Source organism: Pseudomonas sp. NPDC099000, assembly GCF_044759925.1.
Classification (GTDB): Bacteria; Pseudomonadota; Gammaproteobacteria; order Pseudomonadales; family Pseudomonadaceae; genus Aquipseudomonas.
On record NZ_JBIWAF010000016.1, the window covers coordinates 23,596 to 46,232 of the forward strand.

21 protein-coding genes and 2 pseudogenes are annotated in these 22,637 nt (G+C 58.6%); 9 read left to right on the top strand and 14 right to left on the bottom strand.

Translation table 11 applies throughout. The features are described from left to right. Window positions 1-49: 49 nt before the first annotated feature. The 3 genes from gshA to ACIQV9_RS18665 form a co-directional block, all read right to left on the bottom strand. On the bottom strand, window positions 50-1,633 hold the full coding sequence (gene gshA / locus ACIQV9_RS18655; RefSeq protein WP_403104352.1) for a glutamate--cysteine ligase: 1,584 nt from the start codon (window positions 1,631-1,633) through the stop codon (window positions 50-52). A 316-nt stretch (window positions 1,634-1,949) separates the two neighbouring features. Further along, the gene (locus ACIQV9_RS18660) at window positions 1,950-2,333 is read right to left on the bottom strand and encodes a PaaI family thioesterase (protein ID WP_010464779.1); all 384 of its coding nucleotides are present in this window, start codon (window positions 2,331-2,333) and stop codon (window positions 1,950-1,952) included. After that, entirely contained in the window at window positions 2,333-4,657 is a 2,325-nt protein-coding gene (locus ACIQV9_RS18665) for a Tex family protein (RefSeq protein ID WP_403104354.1), read from the bottom strand. The genes ACIQV9_RS18660 and ACIQV9_RS18665 overlap by 1 nt, the downstream gene beginning before the upstream one ends. Window positions 4,658-5,017: 360 nt before the next feature. Between ACIQV9_RS18665 and ompR the strand changes: the two genes are divergently transcribed. Together ompR and ACIQV9_RS18675 are read left to right on the top strand one after the other, a co-directional pair. Continuing rightward, window positions 5,018-5,758 carry a two-component system response regulator OmpR gene (gene ompR / locus ACIQV9_RS18670; RefSeq protein WP_010464774.1) on the top strand — a complete coding sequence of 247 codons (741 nt, stop codon included), beginning with the start codon at window positions 5,018-5,020 and terminating at the stop codon, window positions 5,756-5,758. A 101-nt stretch (window positions 5,759-5,859) separates the two neighbouring features. Next, window positions 5,860-7,173, top strand: coding sequence for an ATP-binding protein (locus ACIQV9_RS18675; protein ID WP_403104356.1), 1,314 nt, complete (start codon window positions 5,860-5,862; stop codon window positions 7,171-7,173). 120 nt (window positions 7,174-7,293) lie between these two features. Here ACIQV9_RS18675 and rimK read toward each other — a convergent pair whose 3' ends face one another. The 3 genes from rimK to ACIQV9_RS18690 all read right to left on the bottom strand — a co-directional run bounded on the left by rimK (window position 7,294) and on the right by ACIQV9_RS18690 (window position 9,472). Further along, window positions 7,294-8,199 carry a 30S ribosomal protein S6--L-glutamate ligase gene (gene rimK, locus ACIQV9_RS18680; RefSeq protein ID WP_007949201.1) on the bottom strand — a complete coding sequence of 302 codons (906 nt, stop codon included), beginning with the start codon at window positions 8,197-8,199 and terminating at the stop codon, window positions 7,294-7,296. Further along, the gene (locus tag ACIQV9_RS18685) at window positions 8,196-8,615 is read right to left on the bottom strand and encodes an ATP-dependent zinc protease (protein WP_229801818.1); all 420 of its coding nucleotides are present in this window, start codon (window positions 8,613-8,615) and stop codon (window positions 8,196-8,198) included. The genes rimK and ACIQV9_RS18685 overlap by 4 nt, the downstream gene beginning before the upstream one ends. Before the next feature lie 77 nt (window positions 8,616-8,692). Continuing rightward, window positions 8,693-9,472 carry an EAL domain-containing protein gene (locus ACIQV9_RS18690; RefSeq protein WP_403104357.1) on the bottom strand — a complete coding sequence of 260 codons (780 nt, stop codon included), beginning with the start codon at window positions 9,470-9,472 and terminating at the stop codon, window positions 8,693-8,695. Between the two features lie 116 nt (window positions 9,473-9,588). Here ACIQV9_RS18690 and ACIQV9_RS18695 point away from each other — a divergent pair, with 116 nt between their 5' ends. Further along, window positions 9,589-9,996 (top strand): RNA-binding S4 domain-containing protein, encoded by a 408-nt coding sequence (locus tag ACIQV9_RS18695; RefSeq protein WP_403104358.1) that lies wholly within the window; start codon window positions 9,589-9,591, stop codon window positions 9,994-9,996. Between the two features lie 165 nt (window positions 9,997-10,161). Here the strand turns inward: ACIQV9_RS18695 and ACIQV9_RS18700 are convergent. Beyond that, window positions 10,162-10,425 (bottom strand): annotated as a pseudogene (locus ACIQV9_RS18700) (phosphoesterase); the annotation flags it as partial. 102 nt (window positions 10,426-10,527) lie between these two features. Here ACIQV9_RS18700 and hslO point away from each other — a divergent pair. Beyond that, a complete protein-coding gene (gene hslO, locus ACIQV9_RS18705) occupies window positions 10,528-11,430 on the top strand; it encodes an Hsp33 family molecular chaperone HslO (RefSeq protein ID WP_403104360.1) in 903 nt (300 codons plus the stop codon). A 179-nt stretch (window positions 11,431-11,609) separates the two neighbouring features. Next, on the top strand, window positions 11,610-13,151 hold the full coding sequence (locus ACIQV9_RS18710; RefSeq protein WP_403104362.1) for a phosphoenolpyruvate carboxykinase: 1,542 nt from the start codon (window positions 11,610-11,612) through the stop codon (window positions 13,149-13,151). Window positions 13,152-13,213: 62 nt separating this feature from the next. Here the strand turns inward: ACIQV9_RS18710 and ACIQV9_RS18715 are convergent, their stop codons facing one another. The 7 genes and pseudogenes from ACIQV9_RS18715 to ACIQV9_RS18745 all read right to left on the bottom strand — a co-directional run bounded on the left by ACIQV9_RS18715 (window position 13,214) and on the right by ACIQV9_RS18745 (window position 17,756). Then, window positions 13,214-14,068, bottom strand: a complete 855-nt coding sequence (locus ACIQV9_RS18715; RefSeq protein WP_403104504.1) for an EamA family transporter — start codon at window positions 14,066-14,068, stop codon at window positions 13,214-13,216. Between the two features lie 144 nt (window positions 14,069-14,212). Continuing rightward, entirely contained in the window at window positions 14,213-14,701 is a 489-nt protein-coding gene (locus ACIQV9_RS18720; protein WP_403104364.1) for a helix-turn-helix domain-containing protein, read from the bottom strand. Between the two features lie 82 nt (window positions 14,702-14,783). Continuing rightward, complete coding sequence (locus ACIQV9_RS18725) at window positions 14,784-15,137, bottom strand: DUF1493 family protein (protein WP_403104365.1); 354 nt, start codon at window positions 15,135-15,137, stop codon at window positions 14,784-14,786. A gap of 88 nt (window positions 15,138-15,225) precedes the next feature. Next, window positions 15,226-15,381 (bottom strand): annotated as a pseudogene (locus ACIQV9_RS18730) (YhfG family protein); the annotation flags it as partial. Between the two features lie 147 nt (window positions 15,382-15,528). Further along, a complete protein-coding gene (locus tag ACIQV9_RS18735) occupies window positions 15,529-15,828 on the bottom strand; it encodes a hypothetical protein (RefSeq protein WP_403104367.1) in 300 nt (99 codons plus the stop codon). Between the two features lie 448 nt (window positions 15,829-16,276). Further along, window positions 16,277-17,404 carry a hypothetical protein gene (locus ACIQV9_RS18740; RefSeq protein ID WP_403104369.1) on the bottom strand — a complete coding sequence of 376 codons (1,128 nt, stop codon included), beginning with the start codon at window positions 17,402-17,404 and terminating at the stop codon, window positions 16,277-16,279. Between the two features lie 88 nt (window positions 17,405-17,492). Then, window positions 17,493-17,756 (bottom strand): hypothetical protein, encoded by a 264-nt coding sequence (locus tag ACIQV9_RS18745; RefSeq protein WP_403104371.1) that lies wholly within the window; start codon window positions 17,754-17,756, stop codon window positions 17,493-17,495. Between the two features lie 269 nt (window positions 17,757-18,025). Here ACIQV9_RS18745 and ACIQV9_RS18750 point away from each other — a divergent pair, with 269 nt between their 5' ends. The 4 genes from ACIQV9_RS18750 to ACIQV9_RS18765 all read left to right on the top strand — a co-directional run bounded on the left by ACIQV9_RS18750 (window position 18,026) and on the right by ACIQV9_RS18765 (window position 22,607). Next, window positions 18,026-18,529 (top strand): polysaccharide deacetylase, encoded by a 504-nt coding sequence (locus tag ACIQV9_RS18750; RefSeq protein ID WP_403104372.1) that lies wholly within the window; start codon window positions 18,026-18,028, stop codon window positions 18,527-18,529. 258 nt (window positions 18,530-18,787) lie between these two features. Further along, complete coding sequence (locus ACIQV9_RS18755; protein WP_403104374.1) at window positions 18,788-20,722, top strand: ATP-dependent DNA helicase RecQ; 1,935 nt, start codon at window positions 18,788-18,790, stop codon at window positions 20,720-20,722. Window positions 20,723-20,824: 102 nt separating this feature from the next. Continuing rightward, a complete protein-coding gene (locus ACIQV9_RS18760) occupies window positions 20,825-22,051 on the top strand; it encodes a 3-hydroxyacyl-CoA dehydrogenase NAD-binding domain-containing protein (RefSeq protein ID WP_403104376.1) in 1,227 nt (408 codons plus the stop codon). 136 nt (window positions 22,052-22,187) lie between these two features. After that, window positions 22,188-22,607, top strand: a complete 420-nt coding sequence (locus ACIQV9_RS18765) for an acyl-CoA thioesterase (RefSeq protein WP_403104378.1) — start codon at window positions 22,188-22,190, stop codon at window positions 22,605-22,607. The last annotated feature ends 30 nt before the right edge of the window (window positions 22,608-22,637 follow it).

Here is a 22,637-nt window from a genome sequence, read left to right on the forward strand (position 1 = left end):
CTGTAGGAGCGAGGCTTGCCCGCGAAAAGGTCCGAAGGACCTTCAGAGGTTAGTTACTGATCGACAGAATGCTTGCCTGATACGACCCGACAAACACATCGAAATCGCCGACTTCGTTCTGCTCCAGCTCCACTTGCTCAGCCAGCGAGGAACGCGCGCGTTCTTCAAACCTGGCCTGATCTTCGCCGTTCAATGGCTCGCTACGGAAAAACTCCGCATGCACCTGGCTCTGACGCAGGGAGAACTGAGCGAAGCTTTCTTTGTGCTCGGCCATCGCCGCCAGCACTTGGGCCGATGGCGTCAGGGACGGGTCCTTGACCTTGGCCAGTTGCGCATCCAATGCCTTGCTGTGGGCATCGCCGCCATGGCTTTGATCAAGCAGCGCCGCGAGCGGAGCTATTTTTTCCAACAATTCGCCGGCCCATTCCTTCAGGTCGACCGGTTGACCGTCGCGCTGCAGTTGCAGGCCCGGACGGCGACCTTCCTTGACCACGCTGAGGAAGTTCGAGGTCGCGTTGCCGCACGAGGTATTGGTCAGCAGCGGGCTGTCGTTCAGCGCGCAATACAGCAGGAACGCGTCGAGGAAGCGCGACTCTGGCAGGTCGATACCCATCGGCAGGAACGGGTTGATGTCCAGGCAGCGTACTTCGACGTACTGAATGCCACGGGCCACCAGCGCCTGAATCGGCCGTTCACCGGTGTAGGTCACGCGTTTCGGGCGGATGTTGGAGTAGTACTCGTTTTCGATCTGCAGGATGTTGGTGTTGAGCTGAACCCACTCACCGTCCTGATGCGTGCCGATTTCGACATACGGCGCATACGGTGTGGCGACCGCTTTGCGCAGGCTATCGGTATAGCTCGCCAAGTCGTTGTAGCACGGCGTCAGACCGGCCTGGGCGTTGCTCTGGTAACCCAGGTCACTCATGCGCAGGCTGGTGGCGTATGGCAGGTACAACGTGTCCGGGTCCAGTTGTTCCAACTGGTGCGAACGACCGCGCAGGAAACCGGCGTCCAGCGCAGGCGAAGCACCGAACAGGTACATCAGCAGCCAGCTGTAGCGGCGGAAGTTGCGGATCAGCGCGATGTAGGCCGACGACTGATAATCGCGGTCGGTGCCGACAAAGCCTTCAGTCTCGCGAAGCAGTGGCCAGAGCTTTTCCGGCAGGGAAAAGTTGTAGTGAATCCCGGCGATGCACTGCATGGTCTTGCCGTAGCGCAGGGCCAGGCCCTTGCGGTAGACGTACTTGAGCTGACCGATGTTGGACGTGCCGTAATAGGCGATCGGGATGTCTTCCTCGGCCGGCAGCGGGCACGGCATCGATGGACTCCACAGAAACTCGTTGCCAAGCTTGCTGTAGGCAAAACGGTGAATCTTGTCCAGGCTCGCCAGCGTATCGGCTGGGTCTGGCAGGGCCGGGGTAATGAACTCCAGCAGCGACTCGGAATAGTCGGTGGTGATTTGTTCATTGGTCAGCGCGGAACCCAATTCTTCCGGGTGCGGCGTTTGCGCCAGGCGACCTTCGCCGGTCACGCGCAGGCATTCACGTTCGATGCCGTGAAGGCACTGTTCGAGCAGAGAGAGGTTAGCGCGCTCGCCGAGCAGAGCCAGGCGGCGGTTGAGAAGTTCGCTCAAGTTGGATTCCTTCACGCGTCAGTCGCCCCAATATGGGGGTGGGCAAGACGGTCTACAAGGGTGAAGTTAAAACTGGCGTTTTCGCCTGGTTTTTGCAACCGCGCAAGCCATGCCGGTCAGTAAAGAGCTACACCATCCCTGTGGGAGTGACCTGTGGCGAGGGGGCTTGCCCCCGTTGGGCTGCGAAGCAGCCCCAAAATCTCTAAGTTTCCAAGATCCTTGTGAGTGCTACGCACTCAAACGGGGGCAAGCCCCCTCGCCACAGGCTCCCACAGGTTGCTTTGCGCTGAAATTAACTCAAATCGATGACTTCTAGCTACAGGACAGCGAACGTGCCTTGTGCTTTTGCGACGAGTTTGTCGCCTTGCATCACGTCGGCTTCAACCACCAGCGTGCGGCGGCCCGGGTGGATCACCCGCGCCGTGCACATCACTTCACCGTCTGAAACAGCGCGAATGTAGTTGATCTTGCACTCGATGGTCGCGCTCTGCTGGTCAAAGCCGTGGGTGCTGGAACAGGCCAGCCCCATGGCAATGTCCACCAGACTGAACAAGGCCCCGCCGTGCAGCTTGCCGCCGCGATTGCGCAGCTCTGGCGCAAGCCCCAGGGCGACCTGCGCCACCCCGGCTTCCAAACTGTGCAAGCGACACCCCAGCAGCTTGAAAAAAGCGCTTTCGGTCAGCCCGGCGGGGATCTCCATCAGCGTTTCTTCAACTGCTTGGCGTTGGCGAACAACGAAGCCATGGCGTTGTTGGCCGGGGCCGCTGCCGTGGTTTCTTTACGCGGTGCGGTGTTCTGGGATTGGCGCGGAGCCGAACCCGGACGCGCACCACGGGCGCCATCGATTTTCTCGCCTGGGGTGTCGCTCATGCGCATCGACAGACCCACACGTTTGCGCGGGATGTCGATTTCCATGACCTTCACTTTCACCACGTCACCGGCCTTCACCGCTTCACGCGGATCCTTGATGAACTTCTCCGAAAGCGCAGAAATATGCACCAAACCGTCCTGATGCACGCCGATGTCGACGAACGCACCGAAGTTGGTCACGTTGGTCACCACGCCTTCGAGGATCATCCCCAGCTGCAAGTCCTTGAGGTCTTCGACACCTTCCTGGAACTCGGCGGTCTTGAACTCCGGACGCGGGTCACGGCCTGGTTTTTCCAGTTCTTGCAGGATGTCGGTCACCGTTGGCAGACCGAAGGTTTCGTCGGTGTACTTCTTCGGGTCGAGACGCTTGAGGAAGCTCGCGTCGCCGATCAGCGAACGGATATCACGGTCGGTTTCAGCGGCAATGCGCTGCACCAACGGATAGGCTTCCGGGTGAACCGCCGACGAATCCAGCGGGTTGTCGCCGTTCATGACGCGCAGGAAACCGGCCGCCTGTTCGAAGGTTTTCTCGCCCAGACGAGCGACTTTCTTCAGCGCTGCACGGGTTTTGAACGCGCCGTGCTCGTCGCGGTGGCTGACGATGTTTTGCGCCAGGGTCGCGTTGAGGCCGGAGATGCGCGCCAGCAGCGCCACGGAAGCGGTGTTGACGTCGACGCCCACGGCGTTCACGCAGTCCTCGACCACGGCATCCAGGCCGCGCGCCAGTTTCAGCTGCGACACGTCGTGCTGATACTGGCCGACGCCGATGGATTTCGGATCGATCTTCACCAGTTCAGCCAGCGGATCCTGCAAGCGACGGGCAATCGACACGGCGCCACGGATCGACACGTCGAGGTCCGGGAATTCCTTCGAAGCCAATTCCGACGCCGAGTAAACCGATGCACCGGCTTCGGAGACCATGACTTTGGTCATCTTCATGGCTGGGTATTTTTTGATCAGCTCAGCGGCGAGCTTGTCGGTTTCACGGCTGGCGGTGCCGTTGCCGATGGCGATCAGGTCCACTGCATGCTTGGCGCACAGGGCGGCGAGTATCGCGATGGTCTGGTCCCACTTGTTGTGCGGTACGTGCGGGTAAACCGTAGCGTGATCCAGCAACTTGCCGGTGGAATCGACCACAGCGACCTTGCAACCGGTGCGCAGGCCCGGGTCGAGACCCAGCGTAGCGCGCGGGCCGGCCGGGGCCGACAGCAGCAAGTCGTGCAGGTTGTGGGCGAAAACGTTGATCGCTTCGGTTTCCGCGCCATCGCGCAGCTCGCCCAGCAGGTCGGTTTCCAGGTGGGTGTAGAGCTTGACCTTCCAGGTCCAGCGCACCACTTCGCCCAGCCATTTATCGGCGGCGCGGTTCTGGTTCTGGATGCCGAATTGCTGGCCGATCATGCCTTCGCACGGGTGCATGGTGCCCGGTAGCTCGTCGCCGACTTTCAGCGCGGAGCTGAGAATGCCTTCGTTGCGGCCACGGAAAATCGCCAGCGCGCGGTGCGACGGCATGCTTTTCAGCGGTTCGTCGTGTTCGAAGTAATCGCGGAACTTGGCGCCTTCCTCTTCCTTGCCGGCGATCACGCGGGCACTGAGGGTCGCTTCCTGCTTGAGGTAGCTGCGCAGTTTGTCCAGCAAACCGGCGTCTTCGGCGAAGCGCTCCATCAGGATGTATTTGGCGCCTTCAAGGGCAGCCTTCACATCGGCCACGCCTTTTTCGGCGTCGACGAAGCGTGCGGCTTCAGCGTCAGGCGTCAGGCTCGGATCGTTGAACAGGCCGTCGGCCAGCTCGCCGAGGCCGGCTTCCAGGGCGATCTGGCCCTTGGTGCGGCGCTTCTGCTTGTACGGCAAGTACAAGTCTTCGAGGCGGGTCTTGGTGTCGGCGAGTTTGATGTCGCGCTCGAGTTGCGGGGTCAGCTTGCCTTGCTCTTCGATGCTGGCAAGGATGCTGATACGCCGTTCGTCGAGTTCTCGCAGGTAGCGCAGACGTTCTTCCAGATGACGCAACTGAATGTCATCGAGGCTGCCGGTCACTTCTTTCCGGTAGCGGGCGATGAAGGGAACGGTAGAGCCTTCATCGAGTAGCGCGACGGCCGCTTCGACCTGTTGTGGGCGTACACCGAGTTCCTCGGCGATGCGGCTGTTGATGCTGTCCATAAAACCACCTGACAAATTGTGAAAGCAGGCTCGCAGGCGCAGGGATAGAGGCTCGGCGAGTCTGGTTGAGCGGCCTGGCCTGCGCCGCTACCTGGATCAACAGGTATCCCGTTGACCCGTGAAATCGAACAATGACTGCCGGCGCCATGAAAATAAAAAGCGGCCACCTGCAGCCATGATCAGACGTTGCCTGACACAAAAGGCCGCGCATTATAACCAGCGTTCTATCATTCCGGGGCATCGCAGGCAGTAGCGCGAAGGCTGGATTTCTGGCGGTGAAGGAAAAATCTGCTAACAATGCACACGGTGCGTATAACGGCAGCTACGCCATAATGCGCGCCGAGATCAAAGGAGCATCTAATGAGCAGCACTGCAAACAATGCTGAAGGCGAAAAAATTCTTATTGTTGACGACGATCCAGGGCTGAGCAGCCTGCTGGAACGTTTTTTCGTCAGCAAGGGCTACCGCGCCCGCGCCGTACCGAACACCGAACAAATGGATCGCCTGCTGGCGCGTGAAGTGTTCAACCTGGTCGTCCTCGACCTGATGCTGCCCGGCGAAGACGGTCTTACCGCCTGCCGCCGGCTGCGCACCGCGAACAATCAGATCCCGATCATCATGCTGACCGCCAAGGGCGATGAGCTGAGCCGCATCAAGGGCCTGGAACTGGGCGCCGACGATTACCTGGCCAAGCCATTCAACCCGGATGAGCTGATGGCCCGTGTCAAAGCGGTCCTGCGCCGTCAGTCGACGCCTGTGCCGGGCGCACCGGGCAGCGAAGACGAAAGCGTGACCTTCGGTGACTACGAACTGTCCCTCGCCACCCGCGAACTCAAGCGCGGTGATGAAGTGCACATGCTGACCACCGGTGAATTCGCGGTGCTCAAGGCCTTGGTCATGAACGCGCGTCAGCCACTGACTCGCGACAAGCTGATGAACCTGGCCCGTGGCCGTGAATGGGATGCCCTGGAGCGTTCCATCGACGTGCAGATTTCCCGTCTGCGCCGGATGATCGAGCCTGATCCATCCAAACCGCGTTACATCCAGACGGTCTGGGGCGTGGGCTACGTGTTCGTACCGGATGGCGCCGCCACCAAGTGATCGGCGATTTGTAGGAGCGGGTCTTGCGGACGATTGTCCGCAGACTCGCGATCCGCAATATGCGAGCATCGCTCGCTCCTGCAAGTGTGTAGCGGTTATCCATGAAAACCCCCGTTTGGTTCCCCCAGAGTTTCTTCTCCCGCACCCTGTGGCTGGTGCTGATTGTCGTCCTGTTCTCCAAGGCGCTGACCCTGGTTTATCTGTTGATGAACGAAGACGTGCTGGTGGACCGACAATACAGCCACGGCGTCGCCCTGACGCTGCGCGCCTATTGGGCCGCCGATGAAAAAAACCGTGAGAAAATCGCTGATGCCGCCACCCTGATCAGGGTCGTGGGCGCGGGTGTGCCGGAAGGCGAGCAACATTGGCCCTATAGCGAGATCTATCAGCGGCAGATGCAGGCAGAGCTGGGAGCCGACACGGAAGTGCGATTACGCATGCATTCACCGCCGGCCCTGTGGGTTCGGGCGCCCAGCCTGGGCGATGGCTGGCTGAAAGTGCCGCTTTATCCGCATCCGTTGCGCGGCCAGAAAATCTGGAATGTGCTCGGCTGGTTCCTTGCTATCGGCCTGTTGTCCACCGCCTCGGCGTGGATCTTCGTCAGTCAGCTCAATCAACCGTTGAAACGTCTGGTGTATGCCGCACGGCAACTCGGCCAGGGTCGCAGCGTGCGCCTGCCGATCAGCGATACGCCGAGCGAAATGACCGAGGTTTACCGCGCCTTCAACCAGATGGCCGAGGACGTCGAACAGGCCGGACGCGAGCGCGAGCTGATGTTGGCCGGGGTGTCCCATGACCTGCGCACACCGCTGACCCGTTTGCGCTTGTCCCTGGAGTTGATGGGCGACCATAGCGACCTTACGGACGACATGGTGCGCGACATTGAAGACATGGACGCGATTCTTGACCAGTTCCTGGCGTTTATCCGCGATGGTCGTGACGAGTCTGTCGAGGAAGTGGACCTGACCGACCTGGTTCGTGAAGTCGCTGCGCCGTACAACCAGAACGAAGAAAAAGTGCGTCTGCGCCTGGAACCGATCCAGCCGTTTCCCCTGCGTCGGGTGTCGATGAAGCGGCTGTTGAACAACTTGATCGGCAACGCTTTGCACCATGCCGGCAGCGGGGTTGAGGTGGCGGCTTATGTCTCCGGCGATACCAGCGCCCCGTATGTGGTGTTGAGCGTCATGGACCGTGGGGCGGGGATTGATCCTTCTGAACTGGAAGCGATCTTTAACCCGTTCACTCGAGGTGATCGTGCACGGGGCGGGAAGGGGACAGGGCTGGGCTTGGCTATCGTGAAGCGGATCGCTTCGATGCATGGCGGGAACGTTGAGTTGCGCAATCGCTCAGGTGGCGGGCTTGAAGCTCGGGTGCGGTTGCCGCTGGGGTTGATGCTGCCTAGAGACGCGGTCTAACCTGATCGTTCCCACGCTCCGCGTGGGAATGTAGCCCGGGACGCTCCGCGTCCCATTCAAAGCCGAACGCAGAGCGTCCGATGAGGCATTCCCACGCAGAGCGTGGGAACGATCAGCGCGTTAACCCTTGCCTTTGGTGCGAGTCATATTCGGCCCGCCATTCTTCTCAAGATGCTCAATGATGATTCCCGCCACGTTCTTCCCTGTGGTGGTCTCGATCCCTTCCAGCCCCGGCGACGAGTTCACTTCCATCACCAGCGGCCCGTGATTGGAACGCAGGATATCCACGCCCGCCACCGCCAGACCCATGACCTTCGCCGCGCGCAACGCGGTCATGCGTTCTTCCGGGGTGATCTTGATCAGGCTGGCGCTGCCACCGCGATGCAGGTTGGAACGGAATTCCCCAGGCTTGGCCTGGCGTTTCATCGCCGCGATCACTTTGTCGCCGACCACGAAGCAGCGAATGTCCGCACCACCGGCTTCCTTGATGTACTCCTGAACCATGATGTTCTGCTTCAGGCCCATGAACGCTTCAATCACCGACTCTGCGGCGGTCGCCGTTTCACACAAAACCACGCCGATGCCCTGGGTGCCTTCCAGCACCTTGATCACCAGCGGTGCGCCGTTGACCATGTCGATCAAGTCGGGAATGTCATCCGGGGAGTGCGCAAACCCGGTCACCGGCAAACCGATCCCGCGACGCGACAGCAATTGCAGCGACCGCAGTTTGTCTCGCGAACGGGCGATGGCCACCGACTCGTTGAGCGGGAAAACCCCCATCATTTCGAACTGGCGCAACACCGCGCAGCCATAAAACGTCACAGACGCACCGATCCGCGGGATCACCGCGTCGAAGCCCTCCAGCGGCTTGCCGCGGTAGTGGATCTGCGGCTTGTGGCTGGCAATGTTCATATAGGCGCGCAGGGTGTCGATCACCACCATTTCATGGCCACGCTCGGTACCGGCTTCGACCAGACGACGAGTGGAATACAGACGCGGGTTCCGCGACAGCACAGCGATCTTCATGCAACACCTGTGGAAGAGGTAGATACCGGGAACACCGGCTTGTCTTGTACATATTTAATCCCCGGATTGACCACCAACTGGCCGTCGATCAGGGCTTTGGAACCGAGTAACAGGCGATAACGCATTGACTTTCGGCAGGCGAGAGTGAATTCGACCCGCCATACCCGATCACCCAGGGCCAGTGTGGTGCTGACCACATAACGCATCTGCGCGTGACCGTTGGAGCTTTTAATGGTTTTGCGCGTCACCAGTGGCGCCTCGCAGCGTCGATGACGCAATTGCACCACCGTGCCCAGGTGCGCGGTGAAGCGCACCCAGCTTTCACCGTCGCGCTCGAACGGCTCGATGTCGGTGGCATGCAGGCTTGAGGTGCTGGCGCCGGTGTCGATTTTTGCGCGCAGGCCCGCGACTCCCAGATCCGGGAGCGCCACCCACTCGCGCAGACCGATAACGGTCAAATGGTCAAATGTCTTCAATAGGAAAAAACCGGCGATTAACGCGTCCAGGCCTCAGGCGTTACCTGGGCCAACGCTTTGAATGCAGGCTTGGCGAACCAGTAACCCTGCATCAGAAATATTCCACAGTCCGCCAGGAAATCCCGTTCTCCGGCGCTTTCGATGCCTTCGGCGATGACTGTAACGTTCAACTCCGCACAGATTGTGACAACCCCTCGAACGATAGCCTGACGAACACGATCGCGATCGACATCGCGGATCAGTGCCATGTCGAGTTTGATCAGGTCCGGTTGGAAATCAGCCAGCAGATTGAGCCCCGAGTAGCCCGCGCCGAAATCGTCGATGGCGGTCTTGAAGCCGAATTCGCGGTATTCACGCAGAATATTAGTCAAATGGCGATAGTTATCTACGTGCTGGCTTTCCAGGGTTTCGAAAATCAGACGGTTGATCGGGAAGTTGTGTTTTTTTGCGGCCTCCAGGGTGGTGCGAATGCACAGCTCCGGGCGGTATACGGCGTTGGGCATGAAGTTGATCGACAAGTGTGTCTGCATGTTTAGATTGGCCGCACCCTCGATGGCGCGGGTCCGGCAGAGCTGGTCGAAACGGTAGCGATTCTCCTCGTTGACCTGATCGAGCACCGACAGTGCGCCTTCCCCGGCAACGCCGCGTACCAACGCTTCATGAGCAAAAATCGACCGGTCGCGCAGGTCGACGATCGGTTGGTAGGCAAAAGAAAAATCGAAGCCCAGCGGCTCGCTTTGCTGACAGCCCTGGCAACCGCCCTGCGGCGAGGTCAATGAAGACGGGAATATAGTCACTCGATCACTCCATGCTGGTGAGCCGGCCAATTTCACAGTCTATCTGTAGGGCCGGGTTCTTGCGCCCGACAGAAACGGTAGTACAGTTCCGACTACTGGCGGAAAGAGGAATTCATATGGCACAAAAACAGGAAGAGGACGACAAGGTCCGTCTCGATAAGTGGTTGTGGGCCGCGCGTTTTTATAAAACACGGGCCTTGGCCAAGGCGGCGATTGAAAGCGGCAAGGTGCATTGCCGGGGTGAGCGCTGCAAACCGGGCAAGGAGCCGAGAGTCGGCGACGAATTTCAGATTCGCGGAGGGTTCGAGGAGCGCACGGTGGTGGTTCAGGCGCTATCAATTGTGCGCCGTGGCGCCCCAGAGGCTCAGACCTTGTATGCGGAAACCGATGCCAGCATCGCCAAGCGAGAAGCGGCTGCGGCCATGCGCAAGGCCGGCGCGTTGGGCGTGAGCACCGATGGCAAGCCGAGCAAGAAACAGCGGCGGGATTTGTTCAAGTTTCGTGGGAGCAGCAACGACGAGTGAGGCGGTTGCTTCTATGTCCTCTGGGCTGACGCTTTCGCGAGCAGGTATTGCGCAGTCCTGTATAGAACCCCCCAGCCCAACGCCCACACCGCCAGCAGCACGCCACCAATGTAGAAAACCAAAAAACGCCTGGCGCAGCGCACCTCAGCCTTCTCGAATACCCGAGTCGCCCTTGATCAGCAGCGTCAGTAGCACCACTCCAGCCACCACATCGAATGGGCGCAGACTTGCAATCGCCCAGATGCGTAGCCATATCGTGTTGCTGGCCAGCGGCGCATTCAGCAGGCGAAACAGCCACTCGTCGAAAATCACACACAGCATCTGACCCGTAGGCCATAACCAGAAGGCCAGCAGTGCCAGAGGCACGAAATTGCACAGAGCCAACCGGCGCAGGTTCCACCTTGCTTGGAACAAACCCGGATTGTTCATAAAATGCCTCCCATGGCTGAACATCGCGCACCAAAGCGGTGCTGCAAACGCGCAATTTTCACGATTTGTAACCAATTTGTCATTACTTCAGAACCCAGACCTATGACCGATATACCGGATACCGACTACACCCAACGCTTCATCTTTGATGACAGCGACACCCGCGGCGAGCTGGTCGGGTTGGAGCGTAGCTACGCCGAAGTCCTCGCCAAACACCCCTATCCGGAGCCGGTCGCGCAACTGCTCGGCGAATTGATGGCGGCCGCTTCGTTGCTGGTCGGCACCTTGAAGTTCGATGGCTTGCTGATTCTTCAGGCCCGTTCCGACGGCCCGATTCCGCTGCTGATGATCGAGTGCTCCAGCGAGCGTGAAATCCGTGGCCTGGCCCGTTATGAAGCCGACCAGATTGCCCCCGACGCGACCCTCGCCGACCTGATGCCCAATGGCGTGTTGGCGCTGACCATCGACCCGACCCAAGGTCAACGTTATCAAGGCATTGTTGATCTGGATGGCGAAACCCTGTCGGAGTGCTTCACTAATTACTTCGTGATGTCGCAACAGGTCAGTACCCGTTTCTGGCTGTACGCCGACGGCCGTCGCGCCCGTGGCCTGTTGCTGCAGCAACTGCCTGCCGACCGCCTGAAAGACGAAGAAGAACGCGCCGCCAGCTGGCAGCACATCACCGCGCTGGGTAGCACCCTGACCGCCGATGAACTGCTGAGCCTGGACAACGAAACCGTGCTTCATCGCCTCTACCACGAAGAACAAGTGCGCCTGTTCGATGTGCAGAAACTGCGTTTCCGTTGCAGCTGCTCGCGCGAACGTTCGGGCAATGCGCTGGTCAGCTTGGGTATGGAAGACGCGCAGGCGCTGGTCATCGAGCACGGCGGCAAAGTCGAAATCGATTGCCAGTTCTGCAACGAGCGCTATCTGTTTGATGCGGCTGATATCACCCAATTGTTCGCCGGCGCGGGTGTCGATACGCCGTCAGATACCCGTCACTAAAACGGTTCAGCGCAGGTAAATTCACTGGATAGCGCCGGAATAACGCCGTTACGACGGGAGGGCCCTACTATTTTTGGGCTTTTCTGGCATAATCCGGGCCACTTTTTTCGCGGTAGTAGTGCACGACTTTCTACTACAAAACGTTTGGAGCACTCGGCCACTGGCCGACGGGGAACCTCATGACGCAAGCCAATAACGCCGTGTACACCGATCTGAGTGTTGATGATCTGGTTAAAGAAGCCCTGAATCGCGGTGAAGGCGAGCTTGCCGACACTGGCGCGCTGGTTGTTCGCACCGGTCACCGTACCGGCCGCTCGCCAGTCGACCGTTTCATCGTTGAAGAGCCATCCACTCAGGCCGCTATCGCCTGGGGCCCGATCAACCGCAAGTTCCCGGCCGACAAGTTCGATGCCCTGTGGGACCGCGTCGAGGCCTTCAACAACGCGCAAGAGCATTTCGTTTCCCACGTCCATGTAGGTGCGTCGGATGATCACTACCTGCCCGTGAAGATGACCACGCAGACTGCCTGGCAGAACCTGTTCGGTCGTTGCCTGTTCATCAACCCGGAAAAGTACAACCCGGCTGGCCGTGATGAGTGGCAAGTGCTCAACGTTGCCAACTTCGAATGCGTGCCAGAGCGTGATGGCACCAACTCCGATGGTTGCGTGATCCTCAACTTCGCACAGAAGAAAGTGCTGATCGCCGGCATGCGTTACGCCGGTGAAATGAAGAAAGCCATGTTCTCGGTACAGAACTTCCTGCTGCCGGCCGCCGACGTGCTGCCAATGCACTGCGCTGCCAACATTGGTGAAGCGGGCGACGTGACCCTGTTCTTCGGTCTGTCCGGCACTGGTAAAACCACCTTGTCCGCTGACGAAAGCCGTTACCTGATCGGTGACGACGAACACGGCTGGGGCGAAGGCGTTGTCTTCAACATCGAAGGCGGCTGCTACGCCAAGTGCATCGACCTGTCCGAGAAGAACGAACCGGTCATCTGGAAAGCCATCAAGCACGGCGCTGTCCTGGAAAACGTCGTGATCGATGACGCCAAGCACGCCGACTACACCGACGTCAGCCTGACCCAGAACAGCCGCGCGGCCTATCCGCTGGAACACGTAGCCAAGCGTTCCGAGAAGAACCTCGGTGGCGAGCCAAACGCTGTGATCTTCCTGACCTGCGACCTGACCGGCGTACTTCCGCCAGTGTCGATCCTCAGCGAAGAACAAGCGGCTTACCACTTCCTGTCCGGCTACACCGCGCTGGTGGGCTCGACCGAAATGGGTTCCGGCAGCGGCATCAAGTCGACCTTCTCTACCTGCTTCGGCGCACCATTCTTCCCGCGTCCAGCTGGCGAATACGCAGAACTGCTGATCAAGCGCATCCGCGGCTTCGGCTCCAAGGTCTACCTGGTCAACACCGGCTGGACCGGCGGCGGCTACGGCGTTGGCAAGCGCTTCAACATCCCGACCACGCGTGGCGTGATTGCAGCGATCCAGAGCGGCGCGTTGATCGGTGCTGAAACCGAGCACCTCGACACCATCAACCTGGACGTGCCATTGGCTGTGCCGGGCGTTGAGACTGGCCTGTTGAACCCACGTAACACCTGGGCTGACAAGGCTGCTTATGATGAAGCGGCTAAGGCGCTGGCTGGGTTGTTTGTTGAGAACTTCAAGAAGTTTGAGGTTAGCGACGCGATCAAGGCGGCGGGTCCTAAGCTGTAAGGCTTGGATTTAGCGAATGAAAAAGCCGCCTGTTGAGGGCGGCTTTTTTGTGGGTGTTCGGTTTAGGTTTTCAGGTGTAAAACGAACGCTCCCACTAACACCAAAACCACGCCCAGCACCTGTATTTTCGCCAGCCTCTCCTTGAAGAATACGTATCCCAGAATCGCCGCAATTCCTCCGGATAACGTGCTGATGACTGTCACCACCGATACCGACCCCGCCACCGCGCCCCAAGCGAATGATGAGAATCCACCAAGGTTCATGAGACTGGCACCGGTCAGCGTCATGCAGTTCTTCATGGGTGGAATTTTCAGGCCATCCTTTACCCTCAACACGATAACCACCAGCACGACCAACCCGATCAGATACGCGAGCCAAAGCATCGTCACCGGACCAAGCACCGGAAGCACGAAGCGTCCTTGCAGCCAGAAACTGGTGCCATAAAAAACAGCCGCCAACAGTGCATAGGCAATCGAACTGCTGGCCTGAGTGGTGTGTGGAAGTTTCGAGTCAGAGTGGATACTGGAGAGGATGACCCCGATCACGCACAGCACGATGCACAGCAGTTGGATCAGGCTGATCTGCTCACCGCCCGCCCAGGACAGCAGCGTGGTGACCACGCCGTAAGAGGTCACCAGCGGCGCGACGATAGAGGCTTTGCCGAGGGCGAACGCCTTGGACAAGGCCAGCGCTCCAGACACGGTCAACACAGCGGCGACAATGCCGATCAGCCAGACATCGAGCGATGCCGACATGGACTTGAGAATGAAGGCAGGAAAAGCGATCAGCAACAGGCTCATGATGCTGAAGCCCAGCGCCTGACCGAAATACACCGCGCGTTTGACGCCGACTGCGCGGGCGTTCAAACCCACCAGAAAATCCGTGCCGCCCCAGAGTAGGGCGGCAAGTAAACCCATCAGTACGTCCACGCTATGTCCTTATAGGTGTGTTTGGGGAGCGCATCGTAACCTTTTGGGTTGGAAGTGGCGATAGCTGGTGAAATCGAGGGGAGCGGGTTCTCAGTATTAAAGCCTCGCACGCGCCCAAATCTACATGCCTCGCTATGAGCTGGATTCAGGCTTCTTTTTTTCAGTAAATAGAGTGGAGAAAGCGTGGGTATTCAGTGGGAAGTCGTCCGGGTCAAACCCGCTGTAATCTGACCCACGAATAACACTACCTGTCTGAGAGCCGAATGGTTTGCTTGCCTTGGCGGTAGTGGTGCTTTGTTCGTGCCTGTTTTTTTTGATCTTTTGGCTTGGGGCTCGACTTAACTGAGCGTCCTGTAATCGACGTCCCATTTCATCGGATTCGCCAACCTTGTTCAGGTCTTGCTCAAGACCCAATACCTGCATCACTGACAGATACGCCCCAATCGTCACCCCTGCACCACCCGACTCCAGTGAACGCAATGTCATGACAGACATGCCGGCCCGCTCTGCCACCATTTTAGCGGTCAACCTTCGACGCAAACGTGCCAGTTTCAGGCGTTCGCCGAACTCGGTAAGCAGTCGTTTGGTACGAGGAAGCAGTGGCGCTGTTTTTCTAGCCATGCAGCTAATATTCCTTCACTTCTGAGGTGATAGCGCCAGAATAATTGCAGTTATGCGGGCCTGTTCAGTCGCAGCTCCTGCTTTATTGGCCTTCCATTTCCTGTGTATCCCAGCGTTGCGATTTGACCGCTTGGTAGAGCATGCCAATGGTCAGCGGGACTTTGTCGCCTCGACCCTTCGCCCTACGCTTGAGATGCACATCAAACCCTTCCGGCTGAAAGTACCGGTAGGCGCCGTAATCGATGAAGTCGATCGCAAACTGTTCTTCCAGCGCTTCCATCAGTTTTCGCGCATCGGCACCGTCGCAGCCCAGGTCGAAGTTGATCGAGGTGGTGAGGCTGATGGTTTTGCGTTCGGGCAGTCCGAGTTCTTCGTGCAGTAACTGCATGAGCAGGTGCATGGCGTGGTCGTCGGGGAAGTTTGGGGCGAGGTTCATTGCGGGGTGTCCGGTTGGGCTTGGGTGGATCTTATTGGTCGTCAGGCTTGTGGGGAAGGGCGGAAGCGGATTGCGGCGGTTTGTCTTGTTGGTATTTGGTGAGCGCTTCTTCTCGCGTAGGCAGTGGTTTGTCGAGGTCTGCCGGTGATGTGTCGAAACCAGCGAGATGCAGACTGGCCAGGTAATTAGAGCGGCGGACCTTTTCGTAGTGCGCTTGTTTGTGTTTGAACGTTAATTCAGACATCACGATTGTCTCAGGCGTTGAAGGCTTGATCGTTTCCACGCTCTGCGTGGGAATGCAGCCCTGGACGCTCTGCGTCCCTAAGAGCCGAACGCGGAGCGTTCGTGGAGGCATTCCCACGCGGAGCGTGGGAACGATCTTCGCTGGGTGTCAGGTTGGTGCTTTCCAGCCCATCATGCGTTGTTGGGCGACTTGGAGAAGGTCGCAGCCGTCCTGGGCTAAGAGGAAGAGCGCGTGGGTGATGTGGGGGATGTCTTCGACGTCGCCGTGTTTGAAGCAAACGCAGTGCAGGGTTTTGAGAAGGTCACTGGATGCTCGGATGCGCTGGAGGGCGGCTTCGAGGATGTCCTGGGGGTTGGCCTCTGTGTCGATGATCAGGGGCGGGGAATCGGTGAGGTTGGTTTGCAGTGGTAGGTAACGATCATTTGCGGACGTATTAAATTTGTTCATTTCGTTTGATCTCAAATGCATCAGTAGGAACCGCCACCATCGTGACCAAGCGATGGGAGGCGGACTGTGTTCGGGTTGGTCAACCGGTGAGATCACACGCAAACCCGGCACGTCCGAAGACGTCCCAAACACAGCCGCCATAAAGCATGCTGACGCAAAAGCGCCGGCAGCATACAACGGGTGCGTGCGTAGATCTAATTCGGGTGACCAAGCCCGAGCCGCTGAATTAGCAGCGACAGTCACGACTATAGATACGAGCCACCAGGCAGCGATAGACGACAAAGAGTCCCCGCTTGTAGGAACGGGCCGAACCTTGGCTAGGCTCTTTCTATAGGAATTTTCCGCGACGCAATTTCTCGCTTTTTTCCGCCATCGGCTTCATCGCGTCCTTATCAGAAATGCTCGGTCGTGGATCATCAAGATTGGCCTGAACCTCCACCCCCATCACTTAATCAATATGCTGATAAGCCCCCACATCCAGCAGGCCAGTAGTCAACCCGGTCGCCGGCGCATAGATCGTGCCTTTTACAGCCGAAAACTTGACCCCGTTGCTGCCCAGCGAAACGTAGCGCTCGCCCTGGTCCAGTTCGGTGAAGAAGGTGTAGGAGCACTTTTCCATCGCTTTGTATTTCGCGGCCGCGCTGGCCATGGCGTTGTGGTGGTTTTGCAGGTCGGTCGGGGTCAGGTTGGAGGTTTTGTTCAGCGGAACGCCCCAGCGTTTCAGGCACACTTCGGCAAAGTGGCGGACGATCAGGCCGGGTTCGGCCAGCGCTTTAGGGCCGCTGACACCATCGACTGCGGCGTTGCCAACCAGCGTGCCGTGGCGGCCGGGCATCGGGTAGATGTGGGTTCGGGTGCCGGTGGCCGTTTGCGGAATGACGCAGCTGAAGCCTTTGGAGCGTTCGTCTCGGGCGTAGAAGCCAACGTATTCTTTTACGTTGGCATTCAGTTTGACTTTGTCTTCCTGAAAGTTACCGATGCCCGGTACCGGATCAATGGCAAAAATGTTCACCTGGATGTTTTTCAGTGCGCTGTCCTTGAACATGGCATTGGCCAGCATATGGCAACTAATGCCGCCACGGCTCCAACCTACCAAGTTGACTTTGTTTGGAATAATGCCGTCCTTGCGGAATGTTTTTATGATTTGTTCCTGCAACTTCTGCTGGGTCACGCTGCGGTCGCCATAGTTGTACTTGCGCCACATCCAGGAACCTTCGACGATCACATCTTCAATAGGGATCCCGGCAGCCTTGAGACGGTTGTATTCAGCCTCGGTCAGTTTTTCACGCTCCCAGTCGCATTTGCCTTTGATGATGTTGATGGCGTGTTTGACGTTCTCTTCCCAGCCTTTGCCGAACAGCGTGCCGCTCAGTCCGTAGTCCCCGGATTTGGTGAACAGTTCGTCGGCTTGCAGGTTGCTGGTGCCGGGGCCGTCAATCACGATCCATTCGGCAAATTCGCGGCCACCGTGATGGGAAGCCAGTGTCGAGACCAGTTCGCCGTTCCAGTAAGTCGGGTTCTGGTTGTCGAATTTGGTCGAGCCGGTACCGCAGAAGAAAATAGTTAATGTAGTCATTGTAGTGCTCTTGATTGGTTTAAGAGCTTGCAGACTAGTGTTTGTTGTTTGTAAGTTGAAGAAGTTAGTTGTTTCTATGTTTGTGTTTTTAAAGTTCTATTCGTTGTCTTGCAACTTCAAGAAGTTCGCAGCCATCCTGGGTTAATAAGTAAAGTGCATTCACTATATGGGGTATGTCTTTCACATCAGCTTGTTTGAAGCACAGGCAATAAAGTGTTTCGAGCAGGTCGCTGGCGGCACTCAGGCGTTGTTGAGCGGCGTCGAGGACGGCGCGGGTGCTGGCGGCGGTATCAATGACCAACACGGGCGTTTCGCTGTAGCTGGTTTTGAGCGGGCGATAGCGGTCTTGCATGAGGTCAGTCCTGTATTCCGGGGCGCGGCAAACTATAGAGGCGCGGATACAGGCGTCGCAATACAGCGCAAATGGACAGTGTTTGTAGGGGATTTACCTGCGTTGTGGCCTTTTGCCTACGTGTACCCCGAGGCTTTTTTCAGCAATTCCCCTAGAGGTCGAATTTCCTACGGGTTTGTCAGGCGCAACGCACCAATCCTCTGTATCGTGCGCGCCAGAATCTGTAGGACGTTAAAAAACGTCTGTCCAACGCTTAAAGGGAATTAAGTATGCAATGGCTACGTATGGCCTCGATTTTGTTGTTGTGGGCGGGTGTTTGTCGTTTGGCGGGCGCAGCTGACACGGGTAACTCGTTGGTCCTCGCCAATATGGATCGCACCGGTTGGCCGGATGCGCTGACCAGCCAGGCGAACGTGGACACCGCGTCCCGTGCCGAGGTGTTGATGTTTGGCAAGGCACTGCTGGCCAGCGAAATGCTGGACGAACAAAGTCTGAAACAGCGACTGGGCGTGCAGGATGTAAAGCTCAAGTCGGTCAGGCAGGTACGTGACGGGTTGTGGGATCGGTTACTGACCACCTACCGCGGCGCCAGTCAGAACTGCGACGGCGAACCCTTCTGCCCCCGCGTGCGAAGCGTCGCTGATTTGCGTCAGTTGGCGGCGGCTTTCACGGGGGAAATCAGCCCGGCCCATGCGGTTTGGGCGAGTAAGAGCCAAACCTTTCATGAGCAGGCGCTGAATGAGCAGTTGCGTGTGGCGGTGTTGGTGCCCTGAGTTTGTCCAAGTGTTTGTGGTGGCTTTGCTGGCCCCTTCGCGAGCGGGCTTGTTTCCACAGTTTGAAATGCTTTCCCCTGTGGGAGCGAGCTTGCTCGCGAAAGCAATCTGCCCGCCGCTCAATCCCCTCAAGCCTGACCATGTCCTTGATGCATCCGCTGTATCATCCCGTATCGTTTTGGCCCCCGACCTTTTCTCGACTCGCTGCGTTTGCCGGCTAGGCTTTGGGCTTCGCAGCGGTCAACGGAGTGACAGCTTATGCACAACACCCTGGAACAGGTTTTCGGTTATCCACAGTTTCGGCCCGGCCAGGAGGCGGCGGTCAGCGCGGTGTTGGCCGGGCGCTCGGCGGCGGCGATTTTCCCCACCGGCTCGGGCAAGTCCCTGTGTTATCAATTGCCGGCCCTGTTGTTGCCACACCTGACGCTGGTGGTCTCGCCACTGCTGGCATTGATGCAGGATCAGTTGGCGTTCCTTCAACGCCATGGCATTGCAGCGGGCAGCATCGATTCGGCCCAGAGTCGTGACGACGCAAGTGATGTGATGGCCCGGGCCAAGTCCGGCGAGCTGAAGATTTTGATGATCTCTGTGGAGCGCCTGAAGAACGAACGCTTCCGCAATTTCCTGCAGCAGGTGCCGATCTCGTTGTTGGTGGTGGACGAGGCTCACTGCATCTCGGAGTGGGGCCACAATTTCCGCCCCGACTACCTCAAGCTTCCCGACTACCAGCGCCAGTTCAACATTCCGCAGGCGCTGCTGCTGACCGCCACTGCGACGCCCAAAGTGATCGCGGACATGGAGGCGAAGTTCGCCATCGCTCCCGAAGACGTCGTGACCACCGGTTTCTACAGGCCAAACCTGAATCTGCTGGTCGAGCCGGTACGTGGTCCGGACAAACGCCGACGACTCGTCGAATGGATGAGCGAACGTCCTGGCCAGCCGAGCATCGTTTACGTCACCCTGCAAAAAACCGCCGAGCACATCGCCGAACACCTGGGACGCAACGGCATTCAGGCCGAGGCCTATCATGCTGGTTTGCCCCACGAACGACGCGAAGCCATCCAGAAACGCTTCATGGGCGGGCAGTCGAATTGCATCGTCGCCACCATCGCCTTCGGCATGGGCATCGACAAGAGCGACATCCGCAACGTCGTGCATTTCGACCTGCCCAAATCCATCGAAAACTACAGCCAGGAAATCGGCCGCGCCGGGCGTGACGGCCACCCATCCGACTGCCTGGTGTTGGCGAACCGCGACAGCCTCAACGTGCTGGAAAACTTCGTATACGGCGACACGCCAGAACTGGAAGGCATTCGCTGTGTGCTCGATGAGATGCAAGCTGCTGCGCCTGAGGGGCAGTGGGAGTTTCTGTTGGGACCCTTGTCGGACCAGAGCAACATTCGCCAGTTGCCGCTCAAGACCTTGCTGGTGCAGCTCGAACTGCGTGGTTTGATTGCCCCGCGTTACGCCTATTACGCCGAATACCGCTTCAAGTATTTGCAAGAGCCGGAAGCCTTGCTGGCCCGTTTCGAGGGTGAGCGCAAAGACTTTGTCGCGGCCATCATCCAGACCTCCAGTCGCGCGCGGACATGGGCCACGGTGAATTTCGACGCACTCTATGAACAGCATCAAGCCGAGCGTAACCGGGTGGTCAAGGCGCTGGATTATTTCCAGGAGAAAGGCTGGGTCGAGCTCGAAAGCAAGCAAATGACCGAGGTCTACAGCCTGCTGCAAACGAATGTCGACAGTCAGGCACTGAGCGCCGAATTGCACGCCTGTTTCACCCAGCATGAACGTACCGAGATCGCTCGGATTCACGCGATGCTGGATCTGTTCGCCACCGATCATTGCCTGGGCTATCGCCTGGCCGAGTACTTCGGCGATGAAAACGCGCCTCGTCAGTGCGGGCATTGTTCGGTGTGTCATGGGCACGTGGCGCGGCTGCCATCGCCGCCGGAACTGCCGGCGCTTGTGGATAAAAACTTTGAAGCGCTGTGCGGTGATTTTATCCACAGGCATGAACAGCACACCGGCAACGTACCGTCGGCCGAACGGGTAACGCGGTTTTTATGCGGGATCAGCGTGCCGCTGTTTACCAAGCTCAAGGCGCGTTCGATTTCGGGATTTGCGGCGCTGGAAAATTATCCGTATGCCGAGGTCCGGGGATGGGCCGAGGCGCACTTGCCGGCGTAGATCCATCCGCTGAATGTCCCTCATCACAGGAATAAATTTCAAAAATACCCGGCGGCTGACTATGGTGAGGGCTGTCTTTGGATCGCCAACAAGAGAACAAACATGAGCCAGACACCGTTCAACATTCAGCGCGCCGCCGTGATCGGTGCGGGCACCATGGGCCGTGGCATTGTCATGTGCCTGGCCAACGCCGGCGTTGCGGTGCAGTGGGTCGATAACAATCCGCAGATGCTGGAACAGGCGCTGGCCGCTGTGGCGGACACCTATGCGCACAATGTGCGACAAGGCCGCATCGATCAGGCCGAGGCGGATGCGCGCATCGCACGGGTCACGGCGGCGGCTGATTATGCGGCGATCCGCGAGGTTGATCTGGTGATCGAAGCGGTTTACGAAAATCTTGAGCTCAAGCAAAAGATTTTCCGCGAACTGGACGGACTGCTCAAACCCGAAGCCATTCTGGCCAGCAACACGTCGGCGCTGGATATCGACGCCATCGCCGCGGCAACTCGCCGTCCGGCTCAGGTCCTGGGGCTGCACTTCTTCAGCCCGGCGCACATTATGAAATTGCTGGAAATCGTTCGCGGTGCGCAGACTTCGCCCGCAGTACTGAGTGCGGCGCTGGAGCTGGGCAAGCGCATGGGTAAGGTCAGTGTGGTGGCGGGCAACTGCAATGGTTTCATCGGCAACCGCATGCTCAATACCTACGTGCTCGAAGCGCGCAAGATGCTGCTTGAGGGCGCTTATCCCTATCAGGTGGATGCCGCTTTGCAAGGTTTCGGTTTTGCCATGGGGCCGTTCCGCATGTACGACGTGGTTGGCGTCGACCTGGGATGGCGGGCCCGGGAATTGGCTGGCGCAGGGCAGGATGCGCCTGAGGTTCAGGTGGATAACCGTCTGTGCGAACTGGGGCGTTTTGGTCAGAAGAGTGGCAACGGGTATTACCACTATGAACCGGGCAGTCGACAGGCCGAGCACGACCCGGAAGTCGATGCGCTGGTGTTGCAGGTCAGCGAAGGGTTGGGCTTCCAGCGTCGGGAGATAAGCCCTGAGGAAATTCTCGAGCGCTGTCTGCTGGCGCTGGTCAATGAAGGGGCGAAGATCCTTCAGGAAGGTATTGCGGGCTCTGCGCACGACATCGATCTGGTGTACCTCAACGGTTACGGTTTCCCGGCGAACAAGGGCGGACCGATGGCGTGGGCAGATCAGCAAGGGCTGGCGGATATTCATCAGCGCTTGATGGCACTGGAGACCCGCCAAGGCGATCACTGGAAACCGGCGCGGTTGATTGGCGAGTTGGAGGCGATGGGTAAAGGGTTTGCGGATCGGTAGACTGCGCTGCACTGATCGTTCCCACGCTCTGCGTGGGAACGCCTCCATGGACGCTCTGCGTCCGCTGTTGGGACGCGGAGCGTCCCGGGCTGCATTCCCACGCAGAGCGTGGGAACGATCCTTTAAGCGAGAACCCATGAATCAACGCACCGACTACCCGCACTTCCAGCCCATCACCACCCGTTGGCACGACAACGACGCCTACGGTCACGTCAACAACGTCACCTACTACAGCTTTTTCGACACGGCGGTGAACACCTACCTGATCGAAATCGGTGGACTGGATATACATGACGGCGAGGTGGTGGGTTTTGTGGTGAGTTCGTCTTGCGATTACTTCGCCTCCATCGCCTTTCCGGACCGGATCGAGATCGGTCTGCGGGTGGGCAAGTTGGGCAACAGCTCGGTGCAATACGAGCTGGCGGTGTTCAAGGCCGGGGAAGAAGAGGCCTGCGCGGCGGGGCGATTCGTGCATGTCTTTGTGGATCGGGCGTCGAATCAGCCGGTGGCGATTCCTGCCGGGTTGCGCGGTGCATTGGAACGCTTGGTGATATGACGGACAAAAAAATCGCAGCCCTTGGGCTGC